Origin of the sequence: Acinetobacter lwoffii, from assembly GCF_049367455.1 — a bacterium.
Taxonomy (GTDB): Bacteria; Pseudomonadota; Gammaproteobacteria; order Pseudomonadales; family Moraxellaceae; genus Acinetobacter; species Acinetobacter lwoffii_W.
This window is the reverse complement of sequence record NZ_JBMPXW010000001.1, coordinates 1,126,354-1,138,221: the sequence shown is the minus strand read 5'-3', so window position 1 is coordinate 1,138,221 and position 11,868 is coordinate 1,126,354. Positions and strand designations below refer to the sequence as shown.

Annotated in this window: 12 protein-coding genes; 9 read left to right on the top strand and 3 right to left on the bottom strand. The window is 45.8% G+C overall.

Annotation, left to right across the window (positions count from 1 at the left end; genetic code table 11):
* Window positions 1-17 precede the first annotated feature (17 nt).
* From gspF to ACO1B7_RS05480, 3 genes are all read left to right on the top strand, one after another.
* Entirely contained in the window at window positions 18-1,223 is a 1,206-nt protein-coding gene (gspF, locus tag ACO1B7_RS05490; protein ID WP_005102913.1) for a type II secretion system inner membrane protein GspF, read from the top strand.
* A 79-nt stretch (window positions 1,224-1,302) separates the two neighbouring features.
* The gene (gene gspG, locus ACO1B7_RS05485) at window positions 1,303-1,737 is read left to right on the top strand and encodes a type II secretion system major pseudopilin GspG (protein WP_423089888.1); all 435 of its coding nucleotides are present in this window, start codon (window positions 1,303-1,305) and stop codon (window positions 1,735-1,737) included.
* Between the two features lie 284 nt (window positions 1,738-2,021).
* The gene (locus ACO1B7_RS05480) at window positions 2,022-2,357 is read left to right on the top strand and encodes a hypothetical protein (protein WP_005267556.1); all 336 of its coding nucleotides are present in this window, start codon (window positions 2,022-2,024) and stop codon (window positions 2,355-2,357) included.
* A 154-nt stretch (window positions 2,358-2,511) separates the two neighbouring features.
* Here the strand turns inward: ACO1B7_RS05480 and lnt are convergent, their stop codons facing one another.
* Both lnt and ACO1B7_RS05470 read right to left on the bottom strand, forming a co-directional pair.
* The gene (lnt, locus tag ACO1B7_RS05475) at window positions 2,512-4,071 is read right to left on the bottom strand and encodes an apolipoprotein N-acyltransferase (protein ID WP_314137552.1); all 1,560 of its coding nucleotides are present in this window, start codon (window positions 4,069-4,071) and stop codon (window positions 2,512-2,514) included.
* On the bottom strand, window positions 4,068-4,907 hold the full coding sequence (locus ACO1B7_RS05470; RefSeq protein ID WP_005261638.1) for an HlyC/CorC family transporter: 840 nt from the start codon (window positions 4,905-4,907) through the stop codon (window positions 4,068-4,070). Before ACO1B7_RS05470 ends, lnt begins: the two co-directional genes overlap by 4 nt.
* A 201-nt stretch (window positions 4,908-5,108) precedes the next feature.
* Here ACO1B7_RS05470 and tusA point away from each other — a divergent pair, with 201 nt between their 5' ends.
* Window positions 5,109-5,369 carry a sulfurtransferase TusA gene (gene tusA / locus ACO1B7_RS05465; RefSeq protein ID WP_004729361.1) on the top strand — a complete coding sequence of 87 codons (261 nt, stop codon included), beginning with the start codon at window positions 5,109-5,111 and terminating at the stop codon, window positions 5,367-5,369.
* A gap of 163 nt (window positions 5,370-5,532) precedes the next feature.
* On the opposite strand, the gene ACO1B7_RS05460 is transcribed toward tusA, so the two are convergent.
* A complete protein-coding gene (locus ACO1B7_RS05460; protein WP_262471971.1) occupies window positions 5,533-7,245 on the bottom strand; it encodes an electron transfer flavoprotein-ubiquinone oxidoreductase in 1,713 nt (570 codons plus the stop codon).
* 186 nt (window positions 7,246-7,431) lie between these two features.
* On the opposite strand from ACO1B7_RS05460, the gene ACO1B7_RS05455 reads away from it, so the two are divergent.
* From ACO1B7_RS05455 to ACO1B7_RS05435, 5 genes are all read left to right on the top strand, one after another.
* Window positions 7,432-8,043, top strand: coding sequence for a DUF1285 domain-containing protein (locus ACO1B7_RS05455; RefSeq protein ID WP_262471969.1), 612 nt, complete (start codon window positions 7,432-7,434; stop codon window positions 8,041-8,043).
* Window positions 8,044-8,091: 48 nt separating this feature from the next.
* Complete coding sequence (gene murI / locus ACO1B7_RS05450; RefSeq protein ID WP_005267551.1) at window positions 8,092-8,964, top strand: glutamate racemase; 873 nt, start codon at window positions 8,092-8,094, stop codon at window positions 8,962-8,964.
* Window positions 8,965-9,080: 116 nt separating this feature from the next.
* Window positions 9,081-10,109, top strand: a complete 1,029-nt coding sequence (locus ACO1B7_RS05445; protein WP_005267549.1) for a DUF4062 domain-containing protein — start codon at window positions 9,081-9,083, stop codon at window positions 10,107-10,109.
* A 65-nt stretch (window positions 10,110-10,174) separates the two neighbouring features.
* Window positions 10,175-11,188 (top strand): ferrochelatase, encoded by a 1,014-nt coding sequence (gene hemH / locus ACO1B7_RS05440; RefSeq protein WP_005267547.1) that lies wholly within the window; start codon window positions 10,175-10,177, stop codon window positions 11,186-11,188.
* 22 nt (window positions 11,189-11,210) lie between these two features.
* Entirely contained in the window at window positions 11,211-11,855 is a 645-nt protein-coding gene (locus ACO1B7_RS05435; protein ID WP_005267545.1) for an MBL fold metallo-hydrolase, read from the top strand.
* The last annotated feature ends 13 nt before the right edge of the window (window positions 11,856-11,868 follow it).

Below are 11,868 nucleotides of genomic sequence, written 5' to 3'. Positions count from 1 at the left end.
AAAATTAGAGCATTACAATGCCTGCATATCAGTTTATTGCGCTTGATGCTTCAGGAAAGCAGCAAAAAGGCGTGCTGGAGGGGGATTCTGCACGTCAGATCCGGCAACAATTACGGGATAAAGCACTTATTCCTGTCTCTGTTGATCCTGTTGAAAAAAAAGACCAGCAGCATCGTCGAAAATGGTTTGAAAAAAGTATTACCGCCTATGATCTGGCTCTCATGACCCGGCAGCTGTCCGTGCTAGTCGCCGCCGCGATTCCATTGGAAGAAGCCATCCGTGCTGTTGGCAAGCAAAGCGAAAAAGTACATGTACAAAACCTGCTGATGTCAGTGCGCTCAAAAGTGCTGGAAGGGCATAGTCTGGCGCAGGGCCTGCAGCAATCCGGACGTTTTCCTGAACTGTATATTGCCACAATTGCTGCCGGTGAACGTTCCGGACATCTGGACCTGATTCTGGATCAGTTGGCTGACTATACCGAAAACCGGTTTGCCATGCAGAAAAAAATTCAAGGTGCAATGATCTATCCGATTATTCTGATGCTGATGTCCTTTGCGATTGTGATGGGGCTGATGACCTATGTGGTGCCGGATATCGTCAAGACTTTTGATCAGAGTAAAGACGCCTTACCGTGGATTACCGTGGCCTTGATGAAAGCCAGTGATTTTATCCGCATTGCTTGGCCATTTTTATTGATTGGTGGTGCTTTGGGGATTTTCCTGTTGGTCCGGTTTTTAAGAACCACCGCCGGGCATTATGCCTTTGACCGTCTGACCTTAAAATTACCTTTATTCGGCAAATTGTCACGCGGGATTAATGCCGCACGTTTTGCCAGTACCTTATCCATTTTGACCCAGTCTGGCGTGCCGCTGGTCGATGCACTGCGCATTGGTGCTGCAGTCAGTAACAACTGGGTGATCCGTGATGCTGTCAATCTGGCAGCGGAAAAAGTCACTGAAGGTGGCAACCTGGCGACCCAACTGGAACGCAGTGGTTATTTCCCGCCGATGATGGTACAAATGATCAAAAGTGGTGAAGCGTCTGGTGAACTGGACCGCATGTTGGAACGTGCTTCACAGATGCAGGATCGCGAAGTGACCACCCTGATTTCAACTTTACTGGCCTTGCTGGAACCTTTAATGCTGGTATTGATGGCCAGTATTGTTTTGGTGATTGTGATTGCAGTGATGCTGCCAATTGTGAATATGAATAATATGATTTAAACAGAAGCCAGTTAGAATTTTGCTGTGATCAAGATTCAAGTGGAAATTCTGAATGATGCAAATAAATGAGAGAGATTGAATGAAAAGGAATCAATTAAATAAACAGACGGGCTTTACCTTAATCGAAGTCATGGTGGTGATTGTTATTCTCGGTGTGCTTGCTGCGCTGATTGTTCCGAATGTGATGGGACGCGGTGAAAAAGCCAAAGTAGATACCACCATGATCAAGTTGCAGAGCATTGCAGGTTCACTGGATCAATACAAGCTGGACAATGGCAAGTATCCAAGTATGCAGGAAGGCGGTCTGGATGCACTGGTGAATCAGCCAGCGACTGCAAAAAACTGGGTGCCAGGCGGTTATGTCAAGGGCGGTTTTCCAAAAGACAGCTGGGATAATGAACTGCAATATGTGATTCCGGGCACCGATGGCCGCAGCTTCGATCTGTATTCATTTGGTGCAGATGGTCAATCGGGTGGTGAAGGAACAGATGCCGATATTTATTATCAGCCTTAATTGAGAATCGTTATAAATTTTCGATAGATAGAATATATCACTTCACTGAATAGGCTATTTCAATACGAAGTGAAGTGATAATAACTATTAATTATTAAATATAATGTAAGTTAATGATATTTATAATAATGAAATAATAAAAACGATATGCGAGTTATAATAAGAATTATTCCCATATTTATCTATTACAATTCTCGTAAAATATGAATAAACATACACTTTCTATTTATTTAAAAAAGCTCATAATGATCTGAATGGTACTTGACTCGCCAACGGAGAAGCACATGAAAGCATTAATCTTAGGAGATGAAATCAATCAATTTCATTGGTCGATGCTGAAATCTGTTCTTCTGGTTTTAAGCATGCTGCCGATCAGTCAGGGAATCGTCCATTTATGGCAAAGCACCGAAGGCAGCAGCCAGATTATGGTGGCCTTTTTTGCTATCAGCTTGATGAGCAGTTTATTGGCACTGTGTTTCTGGTCAGCATTAAACGCGAGTGTAATTCGCATTCAGGCCGAGCAAAGCTCAGCATTTGAGCAGACACTGGTTAACCTGTATCGTCATGTGCCGATGCTGTCTCTTGCCAGCATGTTGTGTTATTTGGCTATACAATTTTAAGCTTGAAAGAGATGAAAAAACCGAGGCTATGACCTCGGTTTTTTATTGCCTTGAATGTTCCTCCCTTTCGTAAAGGGAGCTTAGGAGGGATTGATAAGATGCTATATTCAGGAATCCCCTAAGTCCCCCTTTGTAAAAGGGGTACTTGAAAAAATTACCGTCTAGATTTAAAGCTGACATCCACTTTACGTGGACGGAAGCGCCAGCCCACTAGCAAGAGTAGAACCGAGAAGATCAGGACCGGCCAGTCGCTGAGTTTCATATATAGCGTTTCACCCTGCATGGCTGGAAGTTCGCCACGTAATACTGCTTCCTGATCCATCGGGGCTTTTTTCACAATGTGACCATTGTGGTCAATAAAGGCGGTCACACCGGTATTGGTCGCCCGAATAAACCAGCGGCCATTTTCTTTAGCACGCATTTGCACCATCTGCAGATGCTGTAATGGTCCTGCCGTGCCGGTAAACCAGGCATCATTAGACACGGTCACCAGAAAATCACTTTGACTGGCATTGCGACGGGTCAAATTCGGATAAGCCACTTCATAGCAAATCGCAGAACCCAAAGGATGATTTTTTACATTCAATGGTTTTTGATGATCTGCGCCCCGGGTAAAACCACTCATGGATGGATCATTTTGCAGTGCCGGCAGAACCCAACTTAACCAGCCTGAAAGTGGAATATATTCACCAAAAGGAACCAGTCGTTGCTTCTTGTATAGCCCATCGGATTCATCTCCGCTGGCCATAATACTATTGTAATATTTTGGATAACCCGCAGCCTGTGATTCTGCTAAATCCCAATACGGAATGCCGGTCACCCAGGCCGTACCTGATTTTTCAGCCTGTACTTTCATGGCTTCCAGAAAGGCTTCAATATCAGTCTGGAACATGGGAATCGAAGATTCCGGCCAGACGATCAGATCGCGGCCCCATTCAGTTTTACTCAAATTGGCATAAATCAATAAGGTCTTCACCTGATATTCAGTCAGCCATTTCAAGTCTTGCGGAATATTACCCTGAATCAGAGAAACCGTTAAAGGCTTCTGATTTTTTTGCTCAACAAACGTCAGTTGTGCTGCACCCCAGGCACCGAGTAATAAAACTGCCGAAGGAATGGCCCAGAACAGGCGTCTATTTAGAATTTCAACCAGCGCACAGGCCAGAATGATCACCACGAAAGATACGCCAAACACCCCGAATAAGGGCGCATAAGCATCTAGGTAGCGTTCGGTAAAGGCATAGCCGGCGAATAGCCATGGGAAACCGGTAAAGACCCAGGTCTTGGACCATTCAAACAGCACCCACAGCGGAGCAAAAGTTAAAGGAGTTTCTGGGAAAAAGCGGCGATAGACAAACGTTTGAACGGCACTAAACAGTCCCATCACCAGTGCCATAATCAGGATCATTACAACACTGAGAAATGCGCTGGTATCTCCATAGACATGAATCGAGGTATACAGCCAGAATGCACCGACAAACCACAAGCCAATCCCATAAGCCCAGCCAATGCCAAAAGCCTGTTTTGCGCTACGTCCGCGCAGGCAGGCATAGAGTAATGCCGGAGACAGAATCGCCAGCCACCAGTAATGATAGGGAGCCAGTGCCAAACTGAAAATGGCACCTGCGAATAAGGCAATTAAAACAGGATAGATCAGCGGCAAAGGTTTTTGCTGTTGAGACGAACTCAACAGCTTATCGAAATACGCTCTCATTGGCGCACGGCTCGAATTAGATGAATAGAGCGTGAATCTGCCTCAAGAATGGTAAATTGCCAGTTTTCCAGTTCAATGGTTTGACCTTCAAGGTCACTCACCAGACCAATTTCCTGTAATAACAAGCCACCCATGGTTTCCACTTCATCATCAGGGAAAGTCGCATCCAGCATATTATTGAAATACTCAATCGGGGTCAGCGCTTGTACCACCCAGGTATTGGCCGTAGCCGGATCATTGTCCGGAACAATGTAGTATGCTTCTTCGTCAGCATTGTCATGTTCATCTTCAATTTCACCGACAATTTCTTCCAGAATATCTTCCAGTGTCACCAGACCCGAAGTCGTACCGTATTCATCAATCACCACCGCAATATGCGTCTGGGTATTCTTTAACATGCGCAGCACCTGATCGGAGCGGGCACTTTCTGGAACAAATAAAGGCTGACGCATAAGCGCGCGAATATCGACTTTGGCCGTCGGTTCAGTCAGAAAAGGCAATAGATCCTTGGCCAGCAGAATTCCGACTACATTGTCGGTCTGATCGGATGAAAATACCGGAAAACGTGAATGCGCAGACTCGACCAGCACATGCAGGATATCCAGCAGTTGGTCATCTTCCTGTAAGCTGATCATGGACGTGCGAGGCGTCATGACTTCACGAATTTTGGTTGCCGGGAGGTCAAGAACGCCCTCAAGCATGGCAACAGTATCGGGTTCTAAAAATCGACGTGAATCTTGTACTAATTTTAGCAGTTCGTCGCGAGTTTCGGGTGCAGTTCCCAGCCATTTGCGTAAGCCGCGCATACCCCACGACGGGCCTGATTCCTCGTGCATGATTTTTCCTGAAGACTCTTAATATCTAAAAAAACGTGGTTTTATCATACCGCAGAAAATTCGCTTGTCTATTGTAAATATGATGCGCGGTCTTGATCGCGCGAGTCAGCGCTGATTTTGGAGCTGGCCACGTATGTAAAGCAGCAATGTAATCGCAGCTTTATGCTAAAATATGGCGGTCTTTCCATCCTGAGTCTATCGATGTCCCCAACTGAAATTATTCCAAGTCTGCAATTGAATACCCGAGGTTTGCGTTGTCCTGAGCCAGTGATGATGTTGCATCAGGCGATCCGTAAATCCAAGGCAGGTGATGTGGTTGAGGTGTTTGCTACGGATAATTCGACTTCTTGGGATATTCCAAAATTCTGTATGCATCTGGGACATGAGTTGCTATTGCAAGAAGAACGTCTGGATGAAAATGGTAATAAAGAATTTCATTATTTAGTCAAAAAAGGCGGCTAAAAATACCAAGGGCTGATGAGCTCAAAGATTTGTCTTATTTAGAAAATAAAATTTCAAAAATCTGCTTAATTAAATAGATGAATGGACAGGAACTGAAATTCTAAATATTTATCCATAAATAAACCCGCTTAAAAGCGGGTTTATTTTTTATCTGATGATTAGATTACATGTTCGGGTAGTTTGGACCACCACCACCTTCCGGTGTTACCCAGGTGATGTTCTGGGAAGGATCCTTGATGTCACAGGTCTTGCAGTGCACACAGTTGGCTGCATTGATCTGGAAGCGTTTCGAACCGTCATTATTTTCCATGATCTCATAGACACCCGCTGGGCAGTAACGCTGTGCAGGCTCATCCCATTTCGGCAGATTTACTTCCACCGGAATTGAAGCATCGGTGAGTTTCAAATGCGCTGGCTGGTTTTCTTCATGGACCGTATTCGATACAAACACCGAAGACAGACGGTCAAAGGTCAGCTTGCCATCCGGTTTTGGATAGTTCGGCTTAAAGCTTTCAGTTGCCTGGGTTTTTAGCGCAGCATGGTCCTGAACCAGATCATGCAAGGTGAACGGCACTTTAAACACGTTCTGGTCGATAAAGTTAAAGGCACCACCGATCCATTGACCGAATTTGTGCATTGCCGGGCCAAAGTTACGCGAGTTATAGAGCTCTTCTTTTAACCAGCTGTTGTTGAACTTGTCGGTATAAGCAGTCAGTTCTTTGACAAAGAAATCTTCGCCTTCCACTACACGCGCCACCGCCAGATCACCGCCTTTTTCGACACCAGCAGCAATCGCCTCAAATACCGCTTCACCGCAGAGCATGCCGGATTTCATCGCCGTATGAGAACCCTTGATCTTGGCAAAGTTCAGGAAGCCGGCATCATCCCCAATCAATGAGCCGCCCGGGAAAGTGAATTTCGGCAGCGAGTTAAATCCACCTTTGGTCACAGCACGTGCACCATAAGAAATACGCTTGCCACCTTCCAGATACTGCTTGATCAATGGATGAGTTTTCCAGCGCTGCATTTCCATGAATGGATACATGTGCGGGTTGGTATAGGACAGATCCACGATCATGCCCAGGGTCACCTGGTTGTTTTCAGCATGGTAGAGCCACCAGCCACCTGAAGAACCGGTTTCAGAAAGCGGCCAGCCGGCACCGTGCATCACCAGACCCGGTTTGTGCTTGGCAGGATCGATTTCCCAAAGTTCTTTAATCCCGATACCGTAATGTTGCGGATCCGCATCCTTGTCCAGGTTGAATTTCTGGATTAAACGCTTACCGAGATGACCACGGCAGCCTTCAGCAAAGATGGTGTATTTGGCATGCAGTTCATAACCCGGAGTAAAGTTATGCGTTGGTTCGCCATCTTTACCAATACCCATATCACCGGTCTGGATGCCTTTTACCGTGCCATCGGCATGATACAGAATTTCAGAGGCTGCAAAGCCCGGAAAGATCGACACTTCCAGTTCTTCCGCTTTCTGGCCTAACCAGCGCACCACATTGCCCAGTGAAATGACATAGTTGCCATCGTTATGCATGGTTTTAGGCACCATCCAGTGCGGTGCTTCCTGTGATTTTTCATCTGAAAGCAGGAAGAAGGTTTTATCTTCAGTCACCGGGACATTCAGCGGGGCGCCCTGTTCTTTCCAGTCGGGGAACAGCTCATTCATGGCACGCGGTTCAAGCACAGCACCAGACAGAATATGTGCACCGACTTCGGAGCCTTTTTCTACGACACAAACGGACAAATCGTTTAAGTTGTTTTCAATTGCAAGTTGACGGATTTTGATCGCAGCAGAAAGACCCGCAGGGCCTGCGCCTACGATGACGACGTCAAACTCCATCGATTCACGTTCGATGTGTTCCATGTAGGACTCCTCATATTACTATTCGGTGGCAACCATAACCGGATGGTTGGGTGCTGCCATAAGTGTTCTTGGTTCCTAGACACAAAAATGCTGGTGTCTTTGATAATCTGGGCTAGTATAGTTTTAAAGCCGGTTTTAGCCAATTGGCTGAAACATATTATTTTTCCGTCATTAAGGTCTTCTTTTATGGATAAGCCAGTACCCAGCACAAATCCGACGAAAAAAGTAACTTATCCCGATGATAAAAATTTAATGGATATCGCACAATACTTAAAAGATGCACAGAGCAGTCACAAAAGGTCAATTCCCCCTTTGGAGCAATGGCAGCCAAAGCATTGTGGCACCATGGATCTGAAGGTTTTAGCCAACGGCGAATGGTGGCACGAAGGTCAATTGATCAAGCGTCAGCCGATGATCGACCTGTTTGCAACGGTCCTATGGAAAGAAAACGATAAATTCTATCTAAAAACACCAGTAGAAATGATTGAAATTGAAGTTGAAGATGAACCTTTATTTGTCAATCAGGTTGATCAGATTGAGATCAATGGAGTGACTTATCTGCAACTGGGCACGACCACGCAAGATCTGATTGTTGTCGATGCTGAACATCCAATCTTTATGCGTGAATATAAAGGTGAACTACGGCCTTATGTGCATATACGTTTTGGGATCAATGCCCTGATCCAGCGCGCTGCATTTTTACATCTAGTGGAGATGGGCGAGCTTGATGAAAATCCGGCAGGCGAAACTGTTTTAAGTTTGAAAAGTGGTGATTTAGACTTGCATTTGAGCACCTGAGGTTTAAGCTTGATCGCTAGAAATTTCAAACAAGCCACCTGCAACGTTATGAGCGCTATTCAACCAATTTCCCAGCTATTAGACCCGATGCCCAATGCCACGGCAGATGCGCCGATTGGTATTTTTGACTCAGGCGTAGGCGGCTTGTCAGTCGCCCTGGAAATTGCCCGCCATTTGCCTAATGAGCGCTTTGTCTATTATGCGGATACTGCGCATGTGCCTTATGGCCCGAGAGATGATCAGGAAATTCGTGCCCTGACGGCTCAGGCGATTGAATGGCTTTATCGTCAAGGTTGTAAAGTTGCGGTGGTGGCTTGTAATACCGCTTCCGCTTTTAGTCTGGATTATTTGCGTGACTATTATGGTGAAAACTTCCCGATTATCGGTTTAGTACCTGCACTTAAACCGGCAGTCCTGAATACCCAGTCGAAAACTGTGGCGGTACTGGCCACGCCCGCGACCTTTCGCGGTAAGCTGATTAAAGATGTGATTTCCCGTTTTGCTGAACCGGCTCAAGTCAAAGTCCTGCCTGTGACCAGTCTGGATCTGGTGCCTTTTGTTGAGGCTGGAAAGCAGATGAGTACAGCCTGTTTGCAAACATTAAAAGAGATTTTACAACCAGTTGTGGATCAAGGCGCTGATTATTTAGTGTTAGGATGTACACATTACCCCTTCCTAAAATCGTCAATTCAGTATATTTTTGGTCAAAAGCTGACATTAATTGACTCAGGATTCGCGGTTGCAAGACAAACGGCCCGAATTTTAATTAAAAATGGGTTATTATTTGAGCAAGAGTCTAAAGAAAGCGTGAAAATTGAATTGGTGGTGAGTGGGCAGAATGCTGAACAGCTCCGACCGATTTTGCAGCACCTGATTCCGGCCGATTTAAAATGGCAGGTCAGTAATATGAGTGCAGTCTAAAACTCATTTTTATAATTTAAGAAGAAAGATATTTTGATTTTGGGGTGGCCATATTGGGTAAAGAAGCATGTGATGATGCATTTTTTATCCAAATGTACAGGAGAAGAGGATAGCCCATGCTGGATAAACGGTACCAAGTGTTCATCTCAACCTCTGGGGCAGAAATGCAACCAGAGCGTATCATTCTGTCTCAAACACTGGTAGGAATGGGGTTTTTCTCGTGGGGACTGGAACAGCGTACACCGCTGAATACTGCATTTGCACGCCGCCAGATTGATGACTGTGATTATGTCGTGATTTTGCTGGGCAGCCAGTATGGGGAGCAGTCGGTATCGGGTGTTGGCTATATGCATCTCGAATATATTTATGCAGTGACCAAGCAAAAACCGATTATTGTGTTTATGCATGATGACCCGGCATCACGTGAAAGTGCATTGCATGATGCCAAACCGGAATTACAGGAAAAATTCAAGGAATTCCGTCAACTGTTACAGCAAGAAGTGGATCAGGTCTTTACTTACCGTAGCCTGCGCGATCTGGAAATGGCAGTGCGTTTTAACATGCCGCAAATGCTGGAGCGCTATCCGGTAACCGGCTGGGTGCGTCCGCAAAATACCCAGGCGCTGCATGACGAGATTGATCAGCTGAAAGCTAAAGTGGCGCAACTGGAACGCGATGGCGGAACTGCAGAAGTCGATCCATTCCTGAGCCTGCCCAAAGTGGCGATGCATGAAATTTTTTCTTTTGAATACCGGATGCATGCTTATCAGGATGGTAATTTTAAAGAAATCAAAGTCCATAAAAAACTGACTTGGGCACAATTGTTGGCGTTATTGGGTTCAACTTTTGTCAATCCGACCCCTGAAGAGTTTTTCTCGAAGCGCATGAATGAATATCTGAATGAAACCGGTCTGCAGGATGCACGGGTGCAGATGCCGCGTGCGCATGCTGTCGCGCGTGCCCAGATGAATATTCGTGCCTTGCATAGTTTAAAAATTCAAATGCGCCAGAATGACTGGATTGTGCCATCCGGTCGTGATGACCGACAGCGCATGCTGTGGCAGATCACGCCAAAAGCGCAAAAGTTGCTGGACAGCAGCTTGCTGGATTTAGATCGCACTTTTCAATATAAGTCAGCGTATTAATCCATAGAGAGAATAAATAAAAAGCTGTTAAAGTACAGGGGTTGATATCCTGACGGACGAACTGAATGTATTCTCCTGCTAAAGCGAAAGTGACGATTATATTGGCAAACTTGGGCACACCAGATGAGCCTACGATTCCAGCGGTACGCCGTTTCCTCAAGCAGTTTTTATCTGATCAGCGTGTGATTGAAATTCCCAAACCGATCTGGCAAATCATTCTGCGCTTATTCATTTTGCCTTTCCGTCCAAAGCGGGTATCACAGGCCTATGCGCAAGTATGGGGACAGGATTCGCCGATGCGTGAAATTCTGTTTGAGCAGGTCGCAGCAGTCAAGACGCATCTCACCCAGCTTTATCCGCAGTTTGAACTGAATGTGGTACCTGCAATGACCTACGGCAATCCGAATATTCAGGATGTCTTGGCACAGGTCTCAGCGCAGCCACAGGAACACATGATTCTATTTCCCTTGTTTCCACAATATTCTGCCACTTCGACCGCACCTCTATACGATGCAGTGGCGAAATGGGTGGTGAAACAGCGCAATTTACCCGGTTTGACAGTGATCCGGGATTATTATCAACATCCTTTATTTATCCAGTCGCTGGCTCAAAGTGTACGTGATTATCAGACAATTCATGGTCAACCAGAGAAATTGTTGATGTCTTTCCACGGCATTCCACAGCCATATGCCGATAAAGGCGATCCTTATGCCGACCGTTGTCGCATCACGGGTAAATTGGTGGCGGAAGTACTAGGTTTAAATGAAGATCAATACGCGATCAGCTTCCAGTCGCGGTTTGGTAAACAGGAGTGGATCAAGCCCTATACCGATGTTTTACTTGAAGATTGGGCGAAGCAGGGGGTGAAATCCATTCAGGTGATGAGTCCTGCATTTTCTGCGGACTGTCTGGAAACGCTTGAAGAGCTGGCAATCGAAAATGCCGAGACTTTTAAAGCAATAGGCGGAGAAAGCTATAGCTATATTCCGGCATTAAATAGCCGTGAAGATCATTTGCGATTGCTCAACAGTCTACTACAGGCTAATCTGGATGCATTGACACAGATACTTGCCCATTAACTTGCCCGAGGTTTTTCACCCCATGTTACAAGTCAAAATTGTTCCAGTTACTGCATTTCAGCAAAACTGTTCCATCGTTTGGGATGCGGACACTAAAGAAGCCATTTTGATTGATGCAGGGGGCGAACCTGAAAAACTGAAAGCTGAAGTTGAAGCGCTGGGTTTAACGGTTAAAGCCTTGTGGCTCACTCATGGCCATCTGGATCATGCGGGTGCGGTGGGTGCATTAAAAAAGGCTTGGAATGTACCGGTGATTGGACCACATAAAGAAGATGCCTTCTGGCTCGACATGATTCAGGAAGTGTCTGCACGTTATGGCTTCCCGATTCCGGAAAAAGTCGAAGTGACCCAGTGGCTGGAAGGTGGTGAAGTACTCAAACTCGGCAATGAAGAGTTCGAAGTGCGTTTTGCTCCAGGCCATACGCCAGGTCACGTGATGTTCTATAACAAAAATTATGCCTTGTTATGGACAGGTGATGTATTGTTCAAAGGCTCGATTGGCCGCACTGATTTCCCGCGTGGCAATCATCAACAGCTCTTAGATTCAATTCAGCGTGAATGTTTCAGCCTGCCAGATGAAACCCAATTTATTTCAGGACATGGACCGGTCAGCACCATTGGTTTTGAAAAGCAGCATAATCCTTTTGTTGCAAGCCAAGCGGGTTAAAAGCGTAAATAAA